Below are 24,075 nucleotides of genomic sequence, written 5' to 3' on the forward strand. Positions count from 1 at the left end.
AGGAAACAGGAAGTTATTGAGAAGTTGCAGAAATGCCAGATGCAAGAGATTGTGGGGTGGGTGTTAAAGCCTTTGCCTGCCCTGTGAAGTACTATTGCCACTAGCACCCTGCCATAAAGCACCCATCTGCTTTTTAGCCGGGGAGTATGCGCGCGAGGGCGCGCACCAATAAACGTTGCAAAACACGTGTAAAGGATCTTTTCAGTGCCTGAGATTTCGCGCGATGAAGTCGCACACCTGGCCAAGTTGGCTCGTTTGGCCTTAACCGATGAGGAGCTCGATCGTTTCGCAGAACAGATCGACGGCATCATTGGCAACGTCAGCGCAGTTCAAAAAGTTGCCGCTGAAGGTGTCGAACCGATGAGCCACCCACACTCCATCAAGACCACCATGCGTGAGGACGTGGTCGAACAGTTGCTGACCCCGGAGCAGGCACTCGACCAGGCGCCGGCCGTCGAAGAGCAGCGATTCGTCGTTCCCCAGATCCTCGGGGAGGCAAGCGAATAATGAGCAACTACCTGGTTCCGGAATCCGGACTGACCTCGCTGACTGCCGCCGAGCTGGCAGAAAAGATCCACTCCCGCGAAGTCTCCTCCCGTGAGGTCACCCAGGCGCACCTCGACCGCATCGCTGAGGTCGATGGGGATCTGCATGCTTTCTTGCACGTCGGCGCCGATAAGGCCCTGGCCGCCGCCGACGCTGTGGACAAGGCTCTGGATGCCGGCGAGGCTCCTGCCTCCGCGCTCGCTGGTGTTCCGCTGGCGCTCAAGGACGTCTTCGTGACCACCGACGCGCCCACCACTTGCGCGTCGAAGATCCTGGAGGGCTACCGCTCTCCTTATGATGCGACCGTAACCAAGCGCATCCGCGAGGCAGGCATCCCGATCTTGGGTAAGACCAACATGGACGAGTTTGCCATGGGTTCTTCCACGGAAAACTCCGCCTATGGTCCCACCCTGAACCCGTGGGATGTCGAGCGCACCCCGGGCGGGTCTGGCGGCGGCACCTCAGCCGCGCTGGCTTCCGGCGAGGCTCCGCTGGGTATCGGCACGGACACGGGCGGATCGATCCGCCAGCCAGCTGCTTTGACCAACACCGTGGGCGTGAAGCCGACCTATGGTACCGTGTCGCGCTATGGCCTCGTTGCCTGCGCTTCCTCCCTCGACCAGGGCGGCCCCACCGCCCGCACGGTGCTTGACACCGCGCTGCTGCACGAGGTCATCGCAGGATATGACAAGTACGATGCCACCAGCGTCAACCGTCCGGTTGCACCGGTGGTCGAGGCTGCCCGCGAGGGCGCCAACGGAGATCTCAAGGGCATGCGCATCGGCGTGGTCAAGCAGTTCGACCGTGAGGGCTACCAGCCTGGCGTGCTCGGGCAGTTCCACAAGGCCGTTGACCAGCTCACTGAGCAGGGCGCGGAAATCGTCGAGGTCGACTGCCCGCACTTCGATGATGCGCTGGCTGCTTACTATCTCATCCTCCCGTGTGAGGTGTCCTCCAACCTCGCGCGCTTCGACGGCATGCGCTACGGCCTTCGCGTCGGCGACGATGGCACCCACTCAGCCGAGGAAGTTATGGCGCTCACGCGTGCTGCGGGCTTTGGCCCGGAGGTCAAGCGCCGCATCATCTTGGGCACGTATGCTTTGTCTGTGGGCTACTACGACGCCTACTACCTGCAGGCGCAGCGTGTGCGCACGCTCATCGCGCAGGACTTCGCCAAGGCATATGAGTCCGCGGATGTGCTGATTTCTCCCACCACCCCGACCACAGCGTTCAAGCTGGGGGAGAAGGTTTCCGACCCGCTGGCGATGTACAACTTCGACCTGTGCACCCTGCCGCTGAACCTTGCTGGGTTGTGTGGCATGTCGCTGCCTGCAGGACTTGCACCGGATACGCAGCTGCCTACCGGCTTGCAGATCATGGCGCCGGCCTTCCAGGACGACCGCCTCTACAAGGTGGGTGCCGCCTTCGAGGCAGGTCGGAAGTAGGGCAGACCGCCTAGTTTGAAAAATTTGTACGAAACCGCTTGAGAAGGCGAGGCCTAAGCCCGCGTGCTCGGGCGGTTTCCTGCTTTTTTCAACGACCATCGCGGCAGCGCCATTGGACTGCAAAAGGGGCTGTTGGGGAGTGGAATAGCAGGCTGCCGCCTTGACGTTGGTAGATGCATCTACAATCGTCCACGCAAAGCTACGCCGCGCACACGCCGCCCACCTAGAGCGGTGGCGACGGTGGACGTCGGAAAGCACAATCTTGAATAAGGAGCGAAGTCGAATGGCCGGGCTGTTTACACGGCGCGAAAAAGTACACGCAACACAGCTGCCCCTGCCTGAATCGCAGGCGTGGCCAGCGCTGATCGCCCTGTGCGTGGGCTTTTTCATGATCTTGCTGGACCAGACCATCGTCTCGGTCGCGACACCGGCCCTGCGCGAAAACCTCAACGCGAGCTACAATGACGTCATCTGGGTAACCTCGGCCTACCTGCTCACCTTTGCGGTGCCGTTGCTGGTGACCGGGCGCTTGGGGGATCGCTTCGGGCCTCGCACCTTGTACATGTCCGGTATGGCAGTATTCACGCTGAGCTCTCTGGCGTGTGGCCTGTCGACGTCGATGGCCGCCCTCATCATCTCTCGCGCCGTGCAAGGCTTGGGGGCTTCCATGCTCGTGCCGCAAACGATGAGTGTGATCAACCGAATCTTTGCCAAAGAACGTCGCGGTGCCGCCCTCGGCGTGTGGGGCATGACGGCCGGGCTTGCGGGGCTGACCGGGCCCATCCTCGGTGGCGTGATCACGCAGACAATCGGGTGGGAGTGGATCTTCTTCATCAACGTTCCCTTCGGGATCCTTTCGCTGCTCATGGTGTGGCGCTACGTGCCGGTGTTCCCGCGCACCCAACGCAAGGTGGATCCGGCCTCCATCGTTTTGTCTGTCATCGCGGTGTTCTTGCTGGTCTTTGGGCTGCAGCAGGGGGAGACCGTCGGCTGGGCCTGGTGGATCTGGGTGACCATCGCCTTCGGATTGGCCTTTGCGGCCGCCTTCGTCGCCCAGCAAAATCGGGCTGAGCGCAAGGGCAATGACCCGCTCATGCCCTTGGAGCTTTTCGGCTTTCACAACTTCTCGATGGGCAACATCGGCATCTTCGCAATGGGATTCGTCGTGGCAGGCACCCCGCTGCCCATCATGCTGTACCTGCAAAATGTCCACGGCCTTTCGCCGCTGGCCGCGGGTTCGATGATGATCCCGCAGGCGATCACCGCACTCGTGCTTTCCCCCTTCGTGGGCAGGCTTGCCGACCGCTACTCGGCCAACCGGCTCGCCGCCGGTGGATTCGCCACCACTGCAGTGTCCTATTTCCTCTTTTTCGCCATCATGCAGTGGGATCTTCCCCTCTGGTTGGTGCTAGTGGCCATGTTCATCAACGGCCTCGGTTCGTCTTTTGTGTGGGCACCGAACTCCACCTCCACCATGCACGACCTTTCCCCGCAGCTGATGGGTGTGGGCTCGGGCGTGTACAACACCACCCGACAGCTAGGTTCGGTCTTGGGCTCCGCCGCCATTGGCGCCGTGTTGCAATGGCGGGTGGGAGCAACCGGTTTGGGCCAAGCCTACGGTCAGGCCGTCATCGCTGCTGCAATTGTCCTAGGACTTGGTGTGTGGGCTGCGCTGAGCGCCCATCAACGCTCCGCACGACAGTCTAGTCGTTAAGCGGCTTAATAACGGTGGATCGGCGTCGCCACTGAATACCGATTAAGGGACGATTGATGAGTGCGAGAGCAGTGTCACCAAGCCTTAGCACGTGAAAACAGGCCTCAAGCCTAGATTTTCGCCAAGGGCCAATGTATTGAAAATGAGCACGTTAATCAATCTGCGGGAGACGTCCAAAAAGGGGTAGATTCGTGGACATGACTATTACTGTAAAGGCTTTGCAAAAGAAGTCCCCAGATTCCCCATTCGAGGTCGTTGAAATCGAGCGCCGCGATCCACGAGCCGATGACGTGGTCATCGACATCAAGGCCGCGGGCATCTGCCACTCGGATATCCACACCATCCGTAACGAGTGGGGCCAAGCACACTTCCCGTTGACCGTTGGCCACGAAATCGCCGGAGTGGTCTCTGCGGTAGGCTCCGCCGTGACCAAGTTCAAGGTGGGCGACCGCGTAGGCGTGGGTTGCCTGGTCAATTCCTGCGGCGAGTGTGAACAGTGCCGCGCCGGCAATGAACAGGACTGTCTCAACGGTGCGGTGGGCACATACGACTCGAAGGATGTCGACGGTACCATTACCCAGGGCGGATACTCCCAAAAGGTGGTGGTCAACGAGCGCTTCGTGTGCACCATCCCTGATGCTTTGGACTTTGATGTGGCCGCTCCATTGTTGTGCGCTGGAATTACCACCTACTCGCCACTGGCGCGCTGGAATGTGAAACCCGGTGACAAGGTAGCCATCGTCGGCCTCGGCGGCCTGGGGCACATGGGCGTCCAGATCGCGGCCGCACGTGGCGCCGAGGTGACCGTGCTTTCGCGTTCGTTGAAGAAGGCTGAGGCAGCCGCCGAGTTAGGTGCGCACCGTACCTTGGCCACCAGCGAAGATGGCTTCTTCAGGAAGTACAAGGGCGAGTTCGACTTCATCTTGTCTACTATTTCCGCACCGTATTCCCTGCGTGACTACCTACGTCTTTTGAAGCCCCACGGCATCATGTCTGTGGTGGGACTGCCTCCGGAGGAGATGAGTCTGCCTCTAGGATCCCTCATCGGAGGCGGCAAAGTGCTGACTGGATCCAATATCGGTGGTATCCGCGAGACTCAAGAGATGCTCGATTTCTGTGCTGAGCATGGGCTCGGTGCCGTCATTGAAAAGATCGGCGTTGACCAGGTCGACGAGGCCTATGACAGGGTTGTCGCCGGCGATGTGAAATTCCGCTTCGTCATCGATACGGCAACCTTCGAATAATCCCTCGGCTGCCTCAAGGCGGTTGTCACTGCGAGAGTGTGCTCGCGGCGGCAGCCGCCTTTTGCGTACGCGCTTACCGTGCGGCGGCGACTTTATTAGTGGTAACCATGAGCACATCACCGGCCAACATTGATAAAGCGCCGGTGGTGTGGTCTATACACAGCGGTCGCAGGAGAGTGACGCGATTTTGGGAAGGTGGGACCAGTCGCGCAGAGATAAAGTTCTGTTAATCTTTGTGGTTTTTCTTGTGAATGTGTTTCCACCTTTCTATCAGGGCTTTTACCCCGAGATCGCCAATATTCGCGCCGACGTTGTTAGTCCGTTTTGACCTATTTTTTCAACAGTTGCCGAGCGGGTTCGATATAACTCTTTTACAATGGAACGACTTTCCGGAAAGAAGTGACTTAGCTTACATGTTTTGGCAGTGGTTCGAAAGCAAAGGGATTCGTTTTTTCGACTCGTTGTCGCCCCGGCGGCCCCGGGAGTAGAGCGCGGGGTTGGACGGGGGATTGCGAGAAGAGGAGTGGGGACAGTGTTGAATGTGCGAGATTATCGTTCGCTGCGGGTTGTTCTTGCCGTAGTGGCTGTATTGTGTTTTGTTCTCGTTGGGACGCCGCGGGTTGTGGCTCAGGCGTAGACTGCGCCTCGGGAAGAGGTTCCGTCGACCACTACCGCGAGCTCAGCGTCTGCGGCGAAGTCGATGCTGATCGTGGACTTGTCTGGTTCTATGTTGGCTGAAGACGTGGGGGGTGGTTCCCGCCTCGATGCCGCGAAGGCTGCGGCGAGCGAATTGGTGGATTCGGTGCCCGATGACGCCCAACTCGGTTTGATGGTCTACGGACAGCAGGAGTCGAGTGCGCCGGAGAATCAAGAAGCGGGATGTAAGGACATCCAGGTGATCTCGCCGGTGGGCAAAGGTGATAAGTCGAAAATGAAGCAAGATATTGCTGGTTTTGCTGCTTCTGGCTATACCCCGATTGGAAACTCCTTGCGTTCGGCTGCCGACGAGCTGGGCAAGGAGGGGGAGCGATCCATCATCCTAGTCTCCGATGGCATTGATACCTGCGCCCCGCCGCCGGTGTGTGAGGTGGCGAAGGAGCTTGGCGGCGCGGGCTATGGCCTGACCATTCACACCGTTGGATTCAAGGTGGACGAAGCTGCCCGTGCTGAATTGGAGTGTGTTGCCCAGGCTACTGGCGGTGAATTCCGCACCGCCGGCGATGCTCGCGAACTGGCGGATTCAATGACCTTTTTGGCAACCCGCAGCCTCGTCGGGCACGAGGCTGTTGGAACGGAGTTTGAGTTCGCCGACGATCCGGCGGATGCCAAATGGCTGGGCGAGGGTCGTTATCGAACAACGGTTGTGCCAGAAATTGCCAACGATGCAGATGGTGCGAATCCGCTGTACTACCGGATTGCAATTCCAAAAGATCACAATGCAATCGTGATCCTTAAGGCGATTCCGAATCGGAACGAAGAGGGTGAAGGGGAACAAGACCTCACCTTTGCAATTGAGGCGGACAATGATTCCAGTGAGAAGTGTCAGGATACGCGGTCAAATGAATCAATTTCTACCACGGTACCTGCCAACAACTACGAGCCGAGTTCGGGATTCTACACGGTGATTACCACTGATCCTGAGGATGGAATGGATCCGGCGTGTGATCAAACTCAGTGGAACATTGGTAATAAGGTGTTCGTCGATGGATCTGATGTCAAGGCCGAATTTAGGGATAACCCCGTGGTTGTCGAGGTGGAGGTGCAATTTGAACCTCAGGTAATGAAGCGGGATCGGGGACAACTGCATCAGGGATGGCACCGCATGGAGAAAGAGTCAGTCCCCGAGGTCTCCTTCGGTGATGCAAGCCGAATTACCGGTGGGGCCAGCACGGCGAAGGCTATTGAGCTCAGCAGTGGCGAGACCCATGCCGATAGCATCGTCAAAGGCGAGATGAAGTATTACAAGGTTCCCGTTGAGTGGGGTCAGCGGCCGGTGGTGGCCATCCGCACCAAGGAAAACCAGTTGGATGACGCTGTAAGACCCTCAGTGTTGTTGCTCAATCCGTTTTATGGGAAAGACTATGTGGTCGGTCGTGAGCTCCGGGAAGAAAATATTCGCACCATTGCTGTCAACCGTCCGATTGAATTTATGAATAGATCGAGCGACAGAGGTGGCGGGGATGTTGCCTATGCGGGTTACTATATACATTGTTGTCGGAGTGTTGGAGACTGATGCGGAAAAGCTGCAAGGTACGGAGCAGGAATATGAGTTGTCCGTGCTGTTGGATGGGAAACCGACCAAGGGGCCTGACTGGCGTCCCGTAGAGGTCAACGGCCCGAAGCCTTCGGACAAGCCGATTCTGTCGGACAAGGAAACTGCAAGTGCTACGGCAAAGCCGACCGAGTCTGCGTCGGGGGAAGCGACGACGTCCCAGGCGTCGGAAAGCGTTGAGGCGATGAATACCTCTGCGTCCGAGGACAAGCGCTCAAATCTTCCGATGAAGATTCTGGCAGCGGTCGCCGGATTCCTCATCTTGCTACTCGTGCTTGCGTTCGTGATACTGCGAATCGTAAAGGAATTGAAGAAGTAGTGCGGCATGGGCCATTACGGATACGGTTGGTAAATTGGCCTCGCTGCCTCGCCGCCTTCTACTAATGGTTGTAGAGCAGTTCTAACAAAAAGGACTCGTCTTGTGACGGGTCCTTCGTTGATTTCGGTGGGGGTCCTACGTGCCCAACCCCGGCCAATTGTGATAGCCTAGCCTAACCTAAAGGAGGGTGAAGGAATGGTAGTTGATACCCGGAAAACCGATCGCGCACACGACAAGCAAGAGGCCAGGGAGGCCGCTGCGCCGGATCGCCGACGGAAGATGGTAGCCAAGGGGGCCACGGTTGCTGGGCGCAGTCGGGTGGCCGCGAACATGGTGCGGCTGAGCTTTCGTACGGATGCTGACCTTAGTGTCGTGGACACCACGGATGCATACGTCAAGCTGCTTTTCGTGCCGGAGGAGGCCGATTATGCGTGGCCTTTCACTATGCAGGACGTGATGACGCAGCAGCCGGGCCATCTGCGTCCCATCCGGCGCACCTATACGCTGCGCAACATCGACGCCACCGCGGGAACCTTTGATATCGACTTCCTTTACCATGGCGAGAGCGGGCTTGCGGGGCGCTGGGCCGGAACTGTCGAGCCCGGCACTCACATCGGGTTCCTCGGCCCGAGAGGTGGCTGGCGTCCAGAAGCGGAATTTTCGCACTTTGTCTTAGCCGGTGACGAGGCGGCCGCCCCGGCGATCGGCGAGGCCCTAGCGGCGTTGCCCGAGGGCGCGAGCGCGCAGGTATTCGTGGAAGTGGAATCGAGCCAGCATCGCTTCGAGCTGCTCATCGGTGAGGAGCTAGAGAAGAAACTGGGGGACAGGGTAGCGCTTTATTGGGTTGAGCGTGATGGGACAACGCCGGGCGTGAAGCTGGTGGAAGCACTGCGGACGGCACAGTATCCAGACAAAGAAACCTCCTGGTTTGTCCACGGCGTTGCGGAAATGGTTAAGGATGTCCGTCGCTTCCTTTTCGTCGATAAGCAGGTAGCGAAAGAACGGGCCTCCATTTCCGGTTATTGGCGGTTGGGGGAAACGGAAGACGTGTGGCAGGCAACCAAGCGTACGTTGCTCGAGGAATGGGAAGCCCAAGAAAGCGCGGAAGAAAACTAGTCGAAAATGGCCATTCACAAATCCTGTGCGGCCCGCTTTATCCGACACAGGTATCAAGGCGCAGATGAAAGGGCCACCCGCTGAGTGCGGGTTGGCCCTGTCCTTGTGATGTGTCCTTGTGGAGTCGGGCAGCAACGAACCGCTGCCCGGAGGGGCTTTCTTACTTCTTCTTGAGATCGGAAAGCAGGCAAGCAGCCCCTGACACCACGGTGGTGACGGCCAAAACGGAAGGCCAAGCGCCGATCTTCTTTGCCAGCGGGTGGGAGGCGCCGAACGCGCCGAGGTAGAGTGCGCCGAGGGCGGCGGTGGTGGCGGGATTGGTCTTCTTCAGCCACGAACGCCCAGCCCACAGGCCGGCCGCACCGAGGACGGCACCACCGAGCGGACGGATCCCGGTCTCCCGGGCGGTGAGCCAGCCACCGATAAGTCCGAGGCATACAAGGGAGGCAGTGTTTACTTCGCGAGGGTCTTTGATTGTGATGGTTTTTGAACTCATGCCGACGATGGTAGTCCCAAATTCACGGCTTGGAACGTGGTTTATCAAGAAGATGGGTGCAGGTGTCGCTCGTCGTATCAATGGCGTCGGTTTGGCGGGTTTTAGGGAGTGGGCGAACTGTCGTGCTGGTCGTGCCTAGTCGGGTGCAAAAACCGGTAGGAGTTTCCTCAATGGTTGCGCATTCGTCGGTGTTTGTAGTGATTGAGGGGTGTTTTTGCAGGTTAGGGCTTTACTGGAAGGAGCCCGTGCAATCTCACACTGTCCGAACGGGCATAGATGAAACTGGAGCGCTAAACTTGTCCTCATGCGACTTGCAACTTTGACCTCCGGTGGTGACTGCCCGGGCCTAAACGCTGTGATCCGTGGCATCGTTCGTACGTGTTCTGAATATGGATCGACCGTCGTCGGATATGAAGACGGCTGGGTTGGTCTGATGGAAGACAAGCGAATCCAACTGTACGACGATGAGAATATCGACCGCATCCTGCTGCGCGGTGGCACGATCCTCGGTACTGGTCGTCTGCATCCGGACAAGTTCAAGAACGGTCTCGATCAGATCAAGGCCAATCTTGAGGACGCGGGTATCGATGCCCTCATCCCGATCGGCGGCGAGGGCACTCTCAAGGGCGCCAAGTGGCTGTCGGACAATGGTATTCCGGTCGTGGGCGTGCCAAAGACCATTGACAATGACGTCAACGGCACCGACTACACCTTCGGCTTCGATACCGCGGTGTCCGTTGCTACCGACGCCATCGATCGCCTCCACACCACCGCCGAGTCCCACAATCGCGTCATGATCGTGGAGGTCATGGGTCGCCACGTGGGTTGGATCGCCCTGCATGCGGGCATGGCTGGTGGCGCTCACTACATCGTCATCCCTGAGCAGCCCTTTGACATTGCAGAGATTTGCAAGAAGATGGAGCGGCGCTTCCAGATGGGTGAGAAGTACGGCATCATCGTCGTCGCCGAGGGCGCGCTGCCTAAGGAAGGCACGATGGAATTCGACGAGGGTGGCGTGGATCAGTTCGGCCACCAGACCTTCAACGGCATCGGTCAGGTCATCGGCGATGAGATCAAGAAGCGCCTCGGCCACGACGTGCGTACCTCGGTGCTTGGTCACATCCAGCGTGGTGGTACCCCCACCGCCTTCGACCGCGTGCTGGCAACCCGCTATGGTGTCCATGCTGCACGCGCCTGCCACAACGGTGACTTCGGAAAGATGGTTGCGCTCCACGGCGAGCACATCGAGCTCATCTCCCTCGAGGAGGCAGTCGGCTCGCTGAAGGTCGTTCCGGAAGGACGCTACGCAACCGCGCGCGCTCTGTTTGGTTAAACCATCCAGTTGGCCTTTGTTTTCAGGCTTCCTCCTTGCAACCCCGTGCTCTCTTACATTCTTGAGGGGTTGTAAGGAGGATTTTGTTTTACCCGCCCCGGGTGGGGCAGCGCCCACGACTGGGACTTCGGGTCCGGCGGGGTCTGGGGTGAGGGGTAGCTGGACGCATAGTAGTATTGTCCGCATGACTAGCGCTATGTACGACCTGATGGACTACGACGAGGTCCTTGAGAAGTATGACCCGGTAATGGGTCTTGAGGTTCACGTCGAATTGGCAACCGAGACCAAGATGTTTTCCGCGCCCTCGGCGCATTTCGGTGCCGAGCCCAACAGCAACGTCGACCCGGTCTCCCTGGGCCTGCCGGGCGCGCTCCCGGTGGTCAACGCCAAGGGTGTGGAGTGGGCCATTAAGATCGGCCTGGCTCTCAACTGCACGATCGCGGAGTCCTCGCGTTTCGCGCGCAAGAACTACTTCTACCCGGACCAGCCGAAGAACTACCAGATTTCCCAGTACGACGAGCCGATTGCGTATGACGGCTACCTGGACGTTGTGCTTGACGACGGCACCACGTGGCGGGTGGAGATCGAGCGTGCCCACATGGAGGAGGACACCGGCAAGCTCACCCACCTCGGTGGTGCGGACGGGCGCATCCACGGTGCCACCGCCTCGCTCGTGGACTGCAACCGCGCAGGCATCCCGCTCATCGAGATCGTGACCAAGCCCATCGAGGGCGCTGGGGAGCGCGCCCCTGAGGTTGCCCGGGCTTATGTTGCTGCGCTGCGCGACCTAGTCAAGGCCCTGGGCGTCTCCGATGCACGCATGGACCAGGGTTCCATGCGCTGCGATGCCAACCTCTCCCTGCGCCCGATCGGCCAGAAGGAATTTGGCACCCGCACCGAGACTAAGAACATTAACTCGCTCAAGTCCGTTGAGCAGGCCGTGCGCTTCGAAATGCAGCGCCAGGCACAGGTGCTCGAGGACGGCGGCGAGATCGTCCAGGAGACCCGCCACTACCAGGAGACCGATGGCACTACCTCCAAGGGGCGCCCCAAGGAGACCGCCGAGGATTATCGTTACTTCAACGACCCGGACTTGCCGCCGGTGATCGCCCCGCGCGAGTGGGTCGAAGAGATCCGTGCCACCCTGCCGGAGCTGCCGTGGGTGCGCCGCGCGCGCATCCAGTCCGAGTGGGGGCTCAAGGACGAGGAGATGCGCGACCTGGTCAACGCCGGTGCGCTCGACCTCATCGTCGAGACTGTCGAGGCGGGCGCGGAGCCCTCCGAGGCACGCTCCTGGTGGGTGGCCTATCTTTCCCAGAAGGCCAATGAGGCCGGCGTCGAGCTCGATGCTTTGTCGATCACCCCGGCCCAGGTCGCTCGCGTGGCCGCCCTGGTCAAGGAGGGCAAGCTGACCAACAAGCTGGCCCGCCAGGCCGTCGACGGCGTGCTGGCCGGCGAGGGCGACGTGGATGAGGTCGTCAAGGCTCGTGGCCTGGAGGTCGTCCGCGACGACGGTGCGATTGAGAAGGCCGTGGATGAGGCACTCGCCGCCAACCCGGACATTGTGGAGAAGTACAAGGCCGGTAACACCAAGGTCACCGGCGCCATCGTGGGTGCGGTCATGAAGGCCACCCGCGGCAAGGCCGACCCGGCGCAGGTAAACAAGCTCATTGCTGAGAAGCTGAAGTAGGTTCACCTTCTAGGGCGCCCCTTCGTCATCGCTCCCGCCACACCTTGGTGTCGACAACAAGCACCAGGTGTGGCGGGTTTACTCATAGATAGTTGGCAATATCTGTTCCTTCGGCGCACACTGGAGGACATGAGTTATTCACGAAGCGCTGAACCCGTGTGGGTTCCACGTCCTGACCGATATGAGTCCATGCCCTATCGTCGCCTTGGCCATTCCGGCCTGATGCTGCCCGCGATTTCGCTTGGTTTCTGGCACAATTTCGGCGACGATAAGCCGATGATGACCCAGCGAGCGATCGTTCGCTACGCCTTCGACCACGGCATCACCCACTTCGATCTGGCCAACAACTATGGCCCGCCCGCCGGGTCGGCGGAGATCAACTTCGGCCGGATCTTCAAAGAGGACCTCGCCCGCCACCGCGATGAGATCGTGATTTCCTCCAAGGCGGGCTGGAACATGGGCGCGGGTCCATACAGCTTCGGCGGCAGCCGCAAGTACCTTTTCGACTCCCTCGATGCCTCGCTGGAACGCATGGGGCTGGACCACGTGGACATCTTCTATCACCACCGCCCGGATCCGGATACCCCGCTGGAGGAGACGATGTACGCGCTGCGCGACATCGTGGCCTCCGGCAGGGCCCGCTACGTCGGCATTTCCTCCTACGGGCCAGATCTCACGGCCGAGGCTGCCACGTTGATGGCGGAGGAAGGCTGCCCGCTGCTCATCCACCAGCCGAGCTACTCCATCCTCAACCGCTGGGTGGAGGAGCCCGGCGACGCGGGTGAGTCTCTGCTGCACAGCTGCGCGAATAACGGCCTGGGCGTCATTGCCTTCTCGCCTTTGGCACAGGGCCTGCTCACCGATCGCTACCTCGACGGCGTGCCCGCTGATTCCCGTGCGGCTGCGGGCAAGTCGCTGAGCCAGTCGATGCTCAACGAGAAGAATTTGGCGATGGTGCGGGCGCTAAACGAGATTGCCGCCCGTCGCGGTCAGTCGCTGGCACAGATGGCCATTAGCTGGGTGCTGCGTGAGCAGGGCGATTATGGTGCAGATACGGTCACCTCGGCACTCATCGGTGCCTCCAGCGTTGAACAGCTCGAGCATAACCTCGGAGCACTAGACAATCTAGAGTTTTCCATCGAGGAACTCAATGAGATCGATCGCGTCGCAAGCGATGGCGGCATCAACATCTGGGCCGCGGCTACCGAGTCGAAAAAGCACGAGGAGTCCTTGCGCTAGCATCTGAACCAAGCATTGATATCGGGCAACGTTTTTGGGCCTGAGCTCGATGATGCAGGCCTTGCGGGCTTGAGGAGCCCGCTTATGCGTGTGCTTCCCCTAGGATGGGAAAAACCCCGCACCTTCGCTGTGCATTGCTTATTACATGGCAATGCGCATCGGGTGCGGGGTTTGCCTTTTTTTGCTTTCCGACGCCTAGGTGCGGATCGCTCCCACAAGCGCGGGTCAACCCGTAGAAAGCTGGCATCGGCCACACCAGGACAGCAGGGAGCGTCGGGGCTCTTACTGGAGGATCAACCGGATGCACATCGTTACCATGACGCAGCCGATGGCGAAGTTGATGATCTTCCAGGCAGTAGGCTTGGCCAGCACGCTGGAGAAACGTTGCGCGCCGAATCCGAGGGAGGGGAACCACAGCATGGAGGCCATGAGGGCGCCGGAGGCGAAGTACCAGCGTCCAGGGTCACCATGCTGGTTAGCGAGTCCGCCGAGCAGGACGAGGACGTCGATCCAAGCGGCCGGGTTGAGCCAGGTAAAGGCGAGCGCCAACATGACAGGTTTGACCCAGCTGGCAGAGGTCGCTTTCGGGTTTTTGGTTGCAATAGGGTTGCGAACCTTGGTCGAGCCCGTCGGCTGGGGTGAGAATTCGTCATTGCCGGAGGCCGCGTGGCTGGCATTATTCGCTCCCACGGCAACGGCAGTGCTGACCGGCTCTTGTTCCTCGACGACGAGCGCGTTGCTGTTGGAAAAGGCATCGCGGAAACATGTAAACCCGAACCATGCGAGGTAGGCAACGCCGAGCCATTTGAGGATCACCAGCGCGATGGGGGCCTGGGTGATGAGCATGCCCACACCGGCGGTGCCACCGAAGATGAGCAAGACATCGGAAATCATGCAGACGGCTAGGATGGGGACGATTCCCTCTCGCTTGATTCCCTGCTTGATAATCAAAGCATTTTGCGGACCGATCGCCATGATGATCGATAATCCAAGTAGAAAACCAGAGAACATGAGGTGCATAGGATTAGTGTGCGCCCAGAGCGTGATTAAGTAAAATGAAATTTTGTGAACGTGGTTTAAAATTGCTTCATGAACCCACTTCACCTGCAGACCTTGCTCACGATCGTCGATGAGGGCAGCTTTGAAATGGCCGCCTACGCCCTAGGGATCAGCCCCTCGGCGGTCAGCCAGCGTATCAAGGCTTTGGAAAAGTCGGCCGGTAGGGTACTGCTGCGCAGGCAGACCCCGGTGACCGTCACCGAGGCCGGGGAGGTCCTTGTCCAAGCGGCCCGTCGCATGGCGTTGTTGGAGGCCGAGACTCGGGTGCAGTTGCGGCGTAGCCTTGAGCACATCCCGCTGGCCGTTGGGGTCAACGCGGACTCCTTGTCCACCTGGTTTCGCTCGGTGCTGGCCAGCGTGTCGGCCTGGGGTGATACCACGCTAACCATACGTATCGAGGACGAGTCGCACACCCTTGATTTGCTGCGCAAGGGGGATGTGCTGGGAGCTGTTACCCGTGAGGACGAGGCTGTCTCTGGATGCGAGGTGATCCCGCTCGGGGTAATGCGGTACTTTCCGGTGGCAACCGCCTCGCTGCTCGATCGCTTCACCGTGGATGGGGAGATCGATTGGGTCAACCTGCCGGTGCTGCGTTTTGGTCCGCGCGACGGTCTGCAAGACCAAGACCTGGTGGCTCGAGTTGGCCACCAGATCCGCCAGCGCCGAGTTTCACAGGTCCCTTCGGCGGAGGCGTTTATGGAGGCCTCACGCGTCGGCCTGGGCTGGGCCTTGTTGCCGGAATCTCAGGCCCGTGTCTTGCTTGATGGCGGCGAAGTCGTGCTTGTCGACGACCATGTGCTCGAAGTTCCCCTGTTCTGGCAACGCTGGCGGCTGGAGTCGCCCGCGCTGGAGAAACTCACCGCCGCCGTGGTAGATGCAGCGGGGGTGCTCCATTCCTAACCCCAGCTGAGAAAAGGCAGGACAACCCGGTTTTTCGCATAGGATCTGAATGTCTATCTTCTTCGGGGAAAGGGGTTGTACTGAGTATGAAGCTGGGCTTTATCTCCTCCGGATGGCGCATCGTAGGTGCTGTGCTCCTGCTCGTTGTGGGTGTGGGTGCGGGGTGGCTGATTAGTTCTTCGCCCATATTCGGCCTTGGGGCTGTGAGCGAGGTTCACACGGAGACATCCACGCAGAAGGTGATAAACGCGGTGGAAGGCGAGGAGCAAGTTGTGCTGCTAAGCCTGGGTATATCGGGTATGAGCATGCAAGAAAAGTACAGGGACATTCTCGGCCACAACCTGCCTGGTAGCAAGCGCGTCCTCTATCTTCAGTACACCTACAAGGCCAAGCTCGGCATTGAGGGGGCTGATGTCACCATCAAGGAGACAGACCCAAATAAGTTCCTCATCAGCATCCCCGAGTTCATCTTTATCGGGCATTCAGATGAGAAATTCGAGACCGTATTTGAAGACAACGGTGTTCTTAGCATGGGTACGCCTGAGATCGACGAAGCGGAGCTCATCACCGACGTTCTCAATCAAGACGAGGAACAAAAGGATCTCCTCGACAACCGCGACCTACTGCAGGCGCAGGCGAAGCAGTTCTATTCCAGCATCGTCCAGGGCGTTGATCCGCAGGCGCAGGTGGAATTTGAATTCCGGTAGAGCCCGGCCTTGCTAGCTCATGCTTTCGCCCCATCCTTGAACCTTGTGCGGGAAACAGGAATGGGGCGTTTTTTTATGGGTAAACTAACGCTGCTGTGGCAGCGGATTCTTCACGCGCTCGCTTTCACGGATCTCGCCTGGCAGCGTGACTCCTTCGGCGAAGGGCGAACCGCCAAGGGCCTCGCGACCATGCGGGGTAAACAATCCTGAAAGGTCGGGGCCTACTGGGACAACCTGATTGGGGTTAATGTCGGAATGCACGATGTAGTAGTGCTGCTTGATTTCGGTGAAATCGCAGGTGTCGCCAAAGCCAGGGGTCTGGAACAAGTCGCGCAGGTAACCCCAGAGATTGGGCATCTCGGATATCTTATTGCGGTTGCACTTGAAGTGGCCGTGGTAGACCGCATCAAAGCGAATGAGCGTGGTGAAAAGGTAGATATCTACTAAGGTGATGTGCTCACCCATGAGATAGCGCCGCGTGGACAGGCGCTCTTCTAGCCGGTCGAGGGCATTGAAAAGGCGCTCGTAGGCCAGGGCGTAGGCCTCTTGGTCGCCGGTGAGCCCGCAACGGTACACACCGTTGTTCACCTCGGTGAAGATGTACTTGATGAGTGGATCCATCTCCTCACGGAGGTTTTCGGGGTACAAGTCTGGGGCGCCGGGGCGCTCGTATTGCTTCCACTGATCGTTAAAGTCGCGCACCATGCTGGGGTAGTCATTGGTGATGACCTTCCCGCTGGATTCTTCGACCATGGCCGGAACCGTGATGCCACGCGGATAATCCCGGAAGCGGGCGAAATAAGCCTCTTGGAGGCGTTCGATTCCAAGGACGGGATCGACCTTGCCGGGGTCAAGGTCGAAAGTCCATGAACGTACGTCGTGGGTAGGTCCGGTCAGTCCAAGCGAAATGACGTCCTCAAGACCCTTGAGGCGTCGTACGATCACTGCGCGATGTGCCCAGGGGCAAGCACGCGCGGCGACGAGTCGATAAGTATGTGGCTTAGCTGGCCACAACCACGTGCCATCTTCTTGTGGGGTGGGGGTGTCAACTCCGGCGACGATGCGGTCGGCGATGTAGTTGGTATCGCGGATGAATTCGCCGTCGGGGTTGGCGTTTCGTGCGTCGCCCGCCCAGTCGGTAGGGTTCATGGAAGTTGTCATGGCACACAGCCTAACAGATAGAAGGTTGATATATCAACTAATTTACTTTCCCCTTTTCTATACCTGGTGGATGTGGGGAGGAGAGCATGGGTAGGGGAAATGGGGCTAAATAACGGATTGTAGCCCCGGTTCGAATGGATATTCGATAAATGTCGCAGGTTCCATTACTATGTTGAGCACTATGACACCGCGCCTTTCATCCAACGCCTTTGCTAGATCCGTTTCTGCTTGTTTGCCCTCATTCCGGGCTTCGAGCCCCCGGGTTCACCGTGGTAAGCAAGGCGGTGGCGGGTTGAATGCCGCACCAAGTGCTGTGGAAAAGGCGCTCGGCCTTGCGTTGTCCACCGCAGTACTTGCCGGGTGTGCGGCTGCGGGGATGCCGGGAATTGATCCCTCTGGACTGGGTGAGGGCAGTGTCGTGCAGGGTGATGCCAACCAGAGTGCGGCCGATCCTGCGCTTACCGCTGGCACCGCGCTCGAAGGGATAGACCCCATTGTGAGCCCGCAATTGCAAGAGCTTGCGCAGCTGGCGGTGCGTACCGATGAGCTGGGCGTACCGGATTACAACCGTGATGCCTTCGGTCAGGCCTGGAGCGATGATGTCGAGGTGGAATTAGGGCACAACGGCTGTGATACCCGCAATGACATCCTCCAGCGGGACCTTAATAACGTGACCTTCAAGCCGAAAACCCGTGACTGCGTGGTGGCAACCGGTCACCTCACCGACGCATACTCGGGCGTTCAACTCGACTTCGTCCGTGGGCAGGGAACCAGTGAGCTCGTTCAGATCGACCATGTTGTGCCCTTGGCTGATGCCTGGGAATCCGGCGCTTGGGCTTGGGATGAAGAGTTGCGAAAACAAATCGCCAATGATCCCGCCAACCTGCAGGCCACAACAAGAGAAGAAAACCAAGACAAGAAAGCGAAGACGGCCGACCGTTGGATGCCCAGCGATGCCAGCTATCACTGCACCTATGCCACCCGCATCGTCCACATCAAGGCCACGTATGGCTTAAGCGTCACCGCAGCAGAGTACAAGTCCTTGGCCACCACCTTGTCCGGCTGTGCTAATCCTGCTCAATAATCGCCAATAACCGCCGTTTGGGTGCCGAGCCGTTGGATCCGGCACAATCTGTGCCCTGCCAATCCGGTGGTTTTTGTCGGCGCGCCGAGCAAGCCAACCCCACCTCAACCTCAACTTGACCTACCCTTAGAGATATGAGCGAGAAAAACCTGCCCGATCGCGCCAGCGAATTCGATGACGAGATCCCAACCTATTCACCGAGCAAGGCCACAACGTCCAAGGACTCGGCAACGGCCAACGCCTATCAGCGCGCCGGGCGTGTAGCTCCCCAATCTATCGCCCCCGATTCCACGAAGTCGAAAAAGTCCGGCTTTGCTGGCAAGTCCGCGGCCAGCGATGCTGCCAAGCTTGAGGAGTCCGCCAAGGCAAAGGAAGCGGCGGCAAAGGCTGAGGTGGCAAAGGGGACCGCGAATTTGCCAGCCGGCGAAGCTGCGGCGCAGACGACTGCTTTCGCGGCAGCCAGGGATCATAGCGCGCCTCTGGCATCGGATGCACCCACCACGAGCTATGATCCGCCCCGTGCGCAGCGCACCGTCACCCCGGAGCAGGGCTATGCCGACGATGACTTTGCGCCATCGCTGGAAAGTGAGCCGACCACCGTGCTGCCGGCGGCGGCTGTGCAGGCGGCTGAACCGACCCAGGTTCTCGATCCGAGTGTTTCACCGGCGCCGGTAGCTGCCTCAGCCGTGGCGCCGGGGTCGTCCGAGGTCGCCCCGGTTGTCCAGACCAAGCGTGGCACCATGGATTTTGGTCTATTGCTGCTGCGCATCGCGATGTCCGCCTACCTTTTGTTGGATTCCCTTCGGGTGTTTTTCAACCTGGGGGCCGGTGGTGGGCTCAATCAGCTCGAGCAGGACTTTTCCTCATACAATGCGCCAAACATGCTAGCTATTGGCATCCCAGCGCTCGAGCTGGCCGCGGGTGTGTTCTTGCTTTTTGGTTTGCTCACCCCCGTCGCCACGGCGGTAGGTACCGGCGCTATGACGTTCATGCTGGGGCATTTCATCTTCACGGCCGAATCCCTCGCTATTTTTGATATGCCGGAGAAGGTCTGGCTCGGCATCATGCTGGTTGCGGGAACGTTGACCCTGCAATTTACCGGTCCGGGCGTGATTTCCTTCGATATCAGTCGCAGCTGGGCTAAGCGGCCGCTGTATAGCTCCTGGATCTTCGCCGCACTGAGCATCCTCGGCGCGGTAGCTCTCTGGTGGTTTGGTGCCGGAGTGAATCCGCTCGCCTAGGATCGCGTGTTCTTTAGCTCCTCGTCCCGAAAGGGGACGGGGAGCTTTCTTTATTAGGGAGGGTGTCGGGTCAAGAAGGAGGCAGGGCTGCGAAGGTATGGACGGTCGCATGGCAGTGCGTGTGGGTGTGAATTATGTATGTGATGTATGAAAAGTATGATTTGGCGGAAACTAATGAAATTGCAGAGTATGCTGGGTGGCATCGACGGCAAGACATGCCGCTGCCGCCACACAGGGCGGCAGTTGCGAAAGAGGAGATCATGGTTCATCCACATGCAGGACGATCAGAGCATTGGGCACGCAAGCGCGAAAGCTACCGCAAGCGTCGCCCAAGTATGAACTTCCTAGGAACCACCACGGTTGGGGAGCGCGGTCAGATCGTCATTCCCGCCGAGGCCCGTCAGGAGCTCGGCATCGAGCCGGGGCAGAAATTTGTCGTCATGGCAGGCCACGGTGGTTCGCTCACCTTGATGAAGGCAGATACCTTGTCCCGCTTCGCCGAGGCATTCCTCCAGCACTCGGAGAAGGTAGAGGCCGTGATGCGCGATATTCTCGACGAAACCGACGGTGCTGATGTGGACGCGGAAGCTGTACCCGCGGACGATCAAGCACCCGTGAGTGACCCGGCACCCGCAACTGACCAGGCCGAGGATACCTCGTCGGGGAAGAATACCACCGGAAAGCCCGACTAGATGGCCAGGGCCAACTTGTACGATGCCCGCTACCGTGCGATCGTTGCCGCTTTTGGCGCAATGGGGGCAAAGGTCTGGGCATTCGAGAAGACCTTCAAGCTGCAGCCACAGTCCGAGCGTGAGAAAAGGCGTGAGCAGCTGTGGTCCGGAATCGGGCGGGACTTTCGTGAGCTGGCGATGGATAAGGGCGGGCTGATCGTCAAACTGGGTCAACACTTGAGCACCCACGTCGAGGTGATCCCGCCCGCGATGATCGCGCAGATACAGGACTTGCAAGACGTCGTCGCCCCTGTGCCGACCGAGGAGATCATTACCGTCGTTGAGCAGCAGCTAGGTGCACCGATCGGGGGATCCTTCCGCGACTTTTCCCACCACTGTCTTGGCGCTGCCTCTTTGGCGCTGCCTCTTTGGCGCAGGTTCACGCGGCCACCTTGCACGACGGTAGGTCGGTGGCGGTCAAGGTGTTGCGACCTGGTATCGACGAACTCATCGAGTGCGATTTGGCGGCGATCAAGACCAGTCTGAAGATGCTCGAAAGGGGCATGAAGCTGGGCGATTTCATGGACACGGATGCGTTCATGGCTGAATTCGAGGAAACTAGCCGCAACGAGCTCGATCTAGGAATGGAACTTGCCAACGCGCGTCTTTTTAAGGACAACCTTCACGAGATCGAGAGAGTCTACGTGCCGGAGGTCTACCCAGACTACTCCGCCCAAAGGGTGTTGACCCTGGAATACGTGGAGGGAATCAAGGTCAACGACCTTAAGGGGCTGGATGCGGCGGGTGTAGATCGGGAAAAGGTCGCCAAGACTCTCATCGATATCTACGCACGCATGGTGCTCATCGATGCCTTCTTCCATGCGGATCCGCATCCCGGAAATGTGTGGGTGCGACCAGATTCCACGGTCATTCTGTTGGACTTTGGCATGGTCGGCCGAGTCACCGAGCCGATTCGCGATGGCTTTGTTCGCTTCGCCATCGGCATGATGCTGCGCGACGGGGAAGCGATGACCGATTCGCTTCAGGAAATGGGATTCCTGCGCGCGGGTGCTAAAACCAAGCTACTCGGGCGCGCGCTTGTGGCCTTTGCCGATGTCACCGCGGCAGGATCTAGGCAGGCGGCGATGGGAAAGGCCATGAGCTTTTCCGACGGCCTGCGTAACAACATCATCGAGCTGATGCGCTCTCAGCCATTCCAGCTTCCCGATAACGTCACCTATTTGCTTCAGGCGCTGATGACGGTCACGGAGGCCTGCTAGCAGCTGTACCCTGAGATCGACTTGGTGGCAGAAGTGGAGCCCTATGCGCGTGATCTCGCCGACGTGCTCGGCATCGATGCTGGTGGGTGGGGCTTTTATGAGCTTATCGACGCCCTGCGCGCGCAGGGACCACACTATCTTTCTCTGTTGCGGCAATTGCCCACAGTGGTGGAGCAGGCTGCGCACGGGGGGACCGTCGTGCACCTGACCAGCGTGCAGGAGCGGCATCTGTTGCGCAGTAAGGCCAAGCAAACAACGCGGATTACCCGTAGCATCGCCGGTGCCACGCTTACGCTGGGTGGGATGGTGCTGATAGGAGGCAATTACCCGAACGTCAATAAAAGCATAGCAAAGGTAACCTCGGCGATTGGCGCCGCGTTGATGCTGGCACAGACCTCGGGCAAGTATCGCGGGATCACCCCGCACGAACGCAGGCATACCAACTAAGTTGCTCTCTGGATGATCAAGGCTCATCGCTGGCAGACATCATTCGTCGGAAAGCAAAAGGCCGGGACCCACTGCCACTTTCCGTGACGGGTAGATCCCGGCCTATCTCATTGGGCCTGCGTGAGCGATCCTTAGTCGACCTGACGCACGGCGCCCTTGTCGGCGGAGGTCGCCATCTTGGCGTAGGCGCGCAGCGCTTTGGACACCACGCGGTTACGATTCGGGGTCCATGGGTTTTCGGACTCCTCCATCGCCTTACGGCGCGCGGCAATTTCTTCCTCCGGCACATCCAAGGTCAAGGTGCGCTTGGACACGGAGATGGAGATCGGGTCCCCGTTTCGGATCAGGCCGATCAGTCCGCCGTGAGCGGCCTCGGGGGAGATGTGGCCGATCGACAAGCCGGAGGTGCCGCCGGAGAAGCGGCCGTCGGTGATGAGGGCGCACTTCTTGCCTAGGCCAGCGCCCTTGAGGAAGGAGGTCGGGTGCAGCATCTCCTGCATGCCGGGGCCGCCGGCGGGACCCTCGTAGCGGATGACCACGACCTCGCCCGGCTGTACCTCGCGCTTCAAGATGATGGACACGGCCTCTTCCTGGGAATCAACCACACGGGCGGGGCCGGTGAACTCCCACAGCTCCTCCTCGACACCGGCAGTCTTGAGGACAGATCCGTCAGGGGAGAGGTTGCCGCGCAGGATCACCAGGCCACCATCTGAGGAGTACGGGTGCATAACGTCGTGGATGCAGCCGTGCTCGGCGTCGGTGTCCAGGGAATCCCAGCGGGTGGACTGGGAGAAGGCCTCGGTGGTGCGCTTGCCGCCGGGGGCGGCGTGGAAGAGCTCGATGGCCTGGTCGATGGCCTTGCCACCGCGGATATCCCAGTCGTTGAGCCAGCCGTCGACGGTGTCATAGGCGACGGTGTGGACGGACTCGTCCAACAAGCCGGCGCGGCGCAGCTCGCCCAGAATTGCCGGGATGCCGCCTGCGCGGTGGACGTCCTCGACGTGGTAGGTGCCGTTCGGGGCGACCTTGGACAGACACGGGATGCGGTGGGAAAGCTCGTCGATATCTGCCAGGGTAAAGTCGACCTCACCCTCCTGGGCGGCGGCAAGCGTGTGCAGGATGGTGTTCGTGGATCCGCCCATGGCCATATCCAGCGCCATGGCATTCATGAAGGCGTTCTTGGTGGCCACGCTGCGCGGCAGGACGGACTCGTCCTCCTCGCCGTAGTAGCGCTGGCACAGATCCACGATCATCTCGCCAGCCTTGACAAACAGCTCGCGGCGGGCGGTGTGGGTGGCAAGGGTCGTGCCGTTGCCCGGCAAAGACAACCCCAGTGCCTCGGTCAGGCAGTTCATGGAGTTGGCGGTGAACATGCCGGAGCAGGAACCACAGGTCGGGCAGGCGGATTCCTCGATGAGCTTCAAGTTGTCATCGGAGACAGCATCGTTGGCGGAGGCTGTGATCGCGGTGATCAGGTCGGTGGGGGCGTGGGCAACACCGTCGACGGCGACGACCTTGCCGGCCTCCATCGGACCGCCGGAGACGAAGATGGTGGGGATGTTCAGGCGCATGGCGGCGTTGAGCATGCCCGGGGTGATCTTGTCACAGTTGGAGATGCACACCATGGCGTCGGCGGTGTGCGCGTTGACCATGTACTCCACCGAGTCGGCGATGATCTCGCGAGACGGCAGCGAGTACAGCATGCCGGAATGTCCCATGGCGATGCCATCGTCGACGGCGATGGTGTTGAACTCCTTTGGCACGCCGCCGGCGGCGCGGACGGCGTCGGCGACGATGTCACCGACGTTCTTCAAGTGAACGTGGCCCGGGACGAACTGCGTATACGAGTTGACGATCGCCACGATGGGCTTGCCGAACTCGTGCTCTTGGGTGCCAGTGGCACGCCACAGGGCGCGAGCACCCGAGGCATTGCGTCCGACGGTGGTGACTTTGGAACGGAGCGGGAACATGGACTGGTCCGTCTTTCTATTTTCTATGAAATTCGAATTCGGTGGGGTGTAAACGAGCCCTATGGGTAGGGCACAAGAATGAATCTGCAGCCAAAGGGTGGAGCCAAAAATCACAAAAGGGGTAGTGCTAAAAAGTTACGC

The 24,075-nt window shown here is 59.6% G+C and carries 22 protein-coding genes; 18 read left to right on the forward strand and 4 right to left on the reverse strand.

Annotated features, from left to right (window positions below; translation table 11 throughout):
* Nucleotides 1–204 precede the first annotated feature (204 nt).
* From gatC to PAB09_RS05940, 7 genes are all read left to right on the forward strand, one after another.
* Complete coding sequence (gatC, locus tag PAB09_RS05910; protein ID WP_271035091.1) at nucleotides 205–507, forward strand: Asp-tRNA(Asn)/Glu-tRNA(Gln) amidotransferase subunit GatC; 303 nt, start codon at nucleotides 205–207, stop codon at nucleotides 505–507.
* Complete coding sequence (gene gatA / locus PAB09_RS05915; protein ID WP_271035092.1) at nucleotides 507–1,991, forward strand: Asp-tRNA(Asn)/Glu-tRNA(Gln) amidotransferase subunit GatA; 1,485 nt, start codon at nucleotides 507–509, stop codon at nucleotides 1,989–1,991. Before gatC ends, gatA begins: the two co-directional genes overlap by 1 nt.
* A 283-nt stretch (nucleotides 1,992–2,274) precedes the next feature.
* Nucleotides 2,275–3,705: a DHA2 family efflux MFS transporter permease subunit gene (locus PAB09_RS05920; protein ID WP_271035093.1), complete on the forward strand. Its 1,431-nt coding sequence runs from the start codon at nucleotides 2,275–2,277 to the stop codon at nucleotides 3,703–3,705.
* 197 nt (nucleotides 3,706–3,902) lie between these two features.
* Nucleotides 3,903–4,949, forward strand: a complete 1,047-nt coding sequence (locus PAB09_RS05925; RefSeq protein ID WP_271035094.1) for an NAD(P)-dependent alcohol dehydrogenase — start codon at nucleotides 3,903–3,905, stop codon at nucleotides 4,947–4,949.
* A gap of 700 nt (nucleotides 4,950–5,649) precedes the next feature.
* Nucleotides 5,650–7,182 (forward strand): vWA domain-containing protein, encoded by a 1,533-nt coding sequence (locus tag PAB09_RS05930; RefSeq protein ID WP_271035095.1) that lies wholly within the window; start codon nucleotides 5,650–5,652, stop codon nucleotides 7,180–7,182.
* Nucleotides 7,169–7,540, forward strand: a complete 372-nt coding sequence (locus PAB09_RS05935; protein WP_271035096.1) for a hypothetical protein — start codon at nucleotides 7,169–7,171, stop codon at nucleotides 7,538–7,540. The genes PAB09_RS05930 and PAB09_RS05935 overlap by 14 nt, the downstream gene beginning before the upstream one ends.
* A 279-nt stretch (nucleotides 7,541–7,819) precedes the next feature.
* Nucleotides 7,820–8,656, forward strand: coding sequence for a siderophore-interacting protein (locus tag PAB09_RS05940; RefSeq protein ID WP_271035290.1), 837 nt, complete (start codon nucleotides 7,820–7,822; stop codon nucleotides 8,654–8,656).
* Between the two features lie 160 nt (nucleotides 8,657–8,816).
* Here the strand turns inward: PAB09_RS05940 and PAB09_RS05945 are convergent, their stop codons facing one another.
* Nucleotides 8,817–9,152 carry a hypothetical protein gene (locus PAB09_RS05945; RefSeq protein WP_271035097.1) on the reverse strand — a complete coding sequence of 112 codons (336 nt, stop codon included), beginning with the start codon at nucleotides 9,150–9,152 and terminating at the stop codon, nucleotides 8,817–8,819.
* 304 nt (nucleotides 9,153–9,456) lie between these two features.
* Here PAB09_RS05945 and PAB09_RS05950 point away from each other — a divergent pair, with 304 nt between their 5' ends.
* From PAB09_RS05950 to mgrA, 3 genes are all read left to right on the forward strand, one after another.
* Complete coding sequence (locus PAB09_RS05950; RefSeq protein ID WP_271035098.1) at nucleotides 9,457–10,485, forward strand: 6-phosphofructokinase; 1,029 nt, start codon at nucleotides 9,457–9,459, stop codon at nucleotides 10,483–10,485.
* A gap of 184 nt (nucleotides 10,486–10,669) precedes the next feature.
* A complete protein-coding gene (gene gatB, locus PAB09_RS05955) occupies nucleotides 10,670–12,175 on the forward strand; it encodes an Asp-tRNA(Asn)/Glu-tRNA(Gln) amidotransferase subunit GatB (RefSeq protein WP_271035099.1) in 1,506 nt (501 codons plus the stop codon).
* 129 nt (nucleotides 12,176–12,304) lie between these two features.
* Nucleotides 12,305–13,414, forward strand: coding sequence for an L-glyceraldehyde 3-phosphate reductase (gene mgrA, locus PAB09_RS05960; protein ID WP_271035100.1), 1,110 nt, complete (start codon nucleotides 12,305–12,307; stop codon nucleotides 13,412–13,414).
* Between the two features lie 282 nt (nucleotides 13,415–13,696).
* Here the strand turns inward: mgrA and PAB09_RS05965 are convergent, their stop codons facing one another.
* A complete protein-coding gene (locus tag PAB09_RS05965) occupies nucleotides 13,697–14,434 on the reverse strand; it encodes a LysE/ArgO family amino acid transporter (protein ID WP_271035101.1) in 738 nt (245 codons plus the stop codon).
* A 69-nt stretch (nucleotides 14,435–14,503) separates the two neighbouring features.
* Between PAB09_RS05965 and PAB09_RS05970 the strand changes: the two genes are divergently transcribed.
* A complete protein-coding gene (locus PAB09_RS05970) occupies nucleotides 14,504–15,373 on the forward strand; it encodes a LysR family transcriptional regulator ArgP (protein ID WP_271035102.1) in 870 nt (289 codons plus the stop codon).
* A gap of 86 nt (nucleotides 15,374–15,459) precedes the next feature.
* On the forward strand, nucleotides 15,460–16,080 hold the full coding sequence (locus tag PAB09_RS05975; RefSeq protein WP_271035103.1) for a hypothetical protein: 621 nt from the start codon (nucleotides 15,460–15,462) through the stop codon (nucleotides 16,078–16,080).
* An 84-nt stretch (nucleotides 16,081–16,164) separates the two neighbouring features.
* Here PAB09_RS05975 and PAB09_RS05980 read toward each other — a convergent pair whose 3' ends face one another.
* Nucleotides 16,165–17,241 (reverse strand): glutathione S-transferase family protein, encoded by a 1,077-nt coding sequence (locus tag PAB09_RS05980; RefSeq protein ID WP_271035104.1) that lies wholly within the window; start codon nucleotides 17,239–17,241, stop codon nucleotides 16,165–16,167.
* 292 nt (nucleotides 17,242–17,533) lie between these two features.
* Between PAB09_RS05980 and PAB09_RS05985 the strand changes: the two genes are divergently transcribed.
* The 6 genes from PAB09_RS05985 to PAB09_RS06010 all read left to right on the forward strand — a co-directional run bounded on the left by PAB09_RS05985 (nucleotide 17,534) and on the right by PAB09_RS06010 (nucleotide 21,964).
* A complete protein-coding gene (locus tag PAB09_RS05985; RefSeq protein ID WP_271035105.1) occupies nucleotides 17,534–18,325 on the forward strand; it encodes an HNH endonuclease family protein in 792 nt (263 codons plus the stop codon).
* A gap of 134 nt (nucleotides 18,326–18,459) precedes the next feature.
* Nucleotides 18,460–19,566 (forward strand): DoxX family protein, encoded by a 1,107-nt coding sequence (locus PAB09_RS05990; RefSeq protein WP_271035106.1) that lies wholly within the window; start codon nucleotides 18,460–18,462, stop codon nucleotides 19,564–19,566.
* 260 nt (nucleotides 19,567–19,826) lie between these two features.
* Nucleotides 19,827–20,258 carry an AbrB/MazE/SpoVT family DNA-binding domain-containing protein gene (locus PAB09_RS05995; RefSeq protein WP_271035107.1) on the forward strand — a complete coding sequence of 144 codons (432 nt, stop codon included), beginning with the start codon at nucleotides 19,827–19,829 and terminating at the stop codon, nucleotides 20,256–20,258.
* The gene (locus PAB09_RS06000; protein ID WP_271035108.1) at nucleotides 20,259–20,783 is read left to right on the forward strand and encodes an AarF/UbiB family protein; all 525 of its coding nucleotides are present in this window, start codon (nucleotides 20,259–20,261) and stop codon (nucleotides 20,781–20,783) included. It abuts the gene before it with no gap.
* Nucleotides 20,708–21,517 carry an ABC1 kinase family protein gene (locus PAB09_RS06005; RefSeq protein ID WP_271035109.1) on the forward strand — a complete coding sequence of 270 codons (810 nt, stop codon included), beginning with the start codon at nucleotides 20,708–20,710 and terminating at the stop codon, nucleotides 21,515–21,517. Before PAB09_RS06000 ends, PAB09_RS06005 begins: the two co-directional genes overlap by 76 nt.
* Before the next feature lie 24 nt (nucleotides 21,518–21,541).
* Complete coding sequence (locus tag PAB09_RS06010) at nucleotides 21,542–21,964, forward strand: hypothetical protein (RefSeq protein ID WP_271035110.1); 423 nt, start codon at nucleotides 21,542–21,544, stop codon at nucleotides 21,962–21,964.
* 131 nt (nucleotides 21,965–22,095) lie between these two features.
* Here PAB09_RS06010 and ilvD read toward each other — a convergent pair whose 3' ends face one another.
* Nucleotides 22,096–23,934: a dihydroxy-acid dehydratase gene (ilvD, locus tag PAB09_RS06015; protein ID WP_271035111.1), complete on the reverse strand. Its 1,839-nt coding sequence runs from the start codon at nucleotides 23,932–23,934 to the stop codon at nucleotides 22,096–22,098.
* Between the last annotated feature and the right edge of the window lie 141 nt (nucleotides 23,935–24,075).

It is taken from the genome of Corynebacterium sp. SCR221107 (assembly GCF_027886475.1).
Lineage (GTDB): Bacteria > Actinomycetota > Actinomycetes > Mycobacteriales > Mycobacteriaceae > Corynebacterium.

Coding starts and splice junctions, on each gene's coding strand:
- PAB09_RS05965 (WP_271035101.1), bottom strand. CDS start 14,434: ATGCACCTCATGTTCTCTGGTTTTCTACTTGGATTATCGATCATCATG.
- PAB09_RS05990 (WP_271035106.1), top strand. CDS start 18,460: ATGAGCGAGAAAAACCTGCCCGATCGCGCCAGCGAATTCGATGACGAG.
- PAB09_RS05940 (WP_271035290.1), top strand. CDS start 7,820: ATGGTAGCCAAGGGGGCCACGGTTGCTGGGCGCAGTCGGGTGGCCGCG.
- mgrA (WP_271035100.1), top strand. CDS start 12,305: ATGAGTTATTCACGAAGCGCTGAACCCGTGTGGGTTCCACGTCCTGAC.
- PAB09_RS05975 (WP_271035103.1), top strand. CDS start 15,460: ATGAAGCTGGGCTTTATCTCCTCCGGATGGCGCATCGTAGGTGCTGTG.
- PAB09_RS05995 (WP_271035107.1), top strand. CDS start 19,827: ATGGTTCATCCACATGCAGGACGATCAGAGCATTGGGCACGCAAGCGC.
- PAB09_RS05980 (WP_271035104.1), bottom strand. CDS start 17,241: ATGACAACTTCCATGAACCCTACCGACTGGGCGGGCGACGCACGAAAC.
- gatB (WP_271035099.1), top strand. CDS start 10,670: ATGACTAGCGCTATGTACGACCTGATGGACTACGACGAGGTCCTTGAG.
- PAB09_RS05920 (WP_271035093.1), top strand. CDS start 2,275: ATGGCCGGGCTGTTTACACGGCGCGAAAAAGTACACGCAACACAGCTG.
- PAB09_RS05950 (WP_271035098.1), top strand. CDS start 9,457: ATGCGACTTGCAACTTTGACCTCCGGTGGTGACTGCCCGGGCCTAAAC.
- PAB09_RS05970 (WP_271035102.1), top strand. CDS start 14,504: ATGAACCCACTTCACCTGCAGACCTTGCTCACGATCGTCGATGAGGGC.
- gatA (WP_271035092.1), top strand. CDS start 507: ATGAGCAACTACCTGGTTCCGGAATCCGGACTGACCTCGCTGACTGCC.
- ilvD (WP_271035111.1), bottom strand. CDS start 23,934: ATGTTCCCGCTCCGTTCCAAAGTCACCACCGTCGGACGCAATGCCTCG.
- PAB09_RS06000 (WP_271035108.1), top strand. CDS start 20,259: ATGGCCAGGGCCAACTTGTACGATGCCCGCTACCGTGCGATCGTTGCC.
- PAB09_RS05925 (WP_271035094.1), top strand. CDS start 3,903: ATGACTATTACTGTAAAGGCTTTGCAAAAGAAGTCCCCAGATTCCCCA.
- PAB09_RS05945 (WP_271035097.1), bottom strand. CDS start 9,152: ATGAGTTCAAAAACCATCACAATCAAAGACCCTCGCGAAGTAAACACT.
- PAB09_RS05930 (WP_271035095.1), top strand. CDS start 5,650: ATGCTGATCGTGGACTTGTCTGGTTCTATGTTGGCTGAAGACGTGGGG.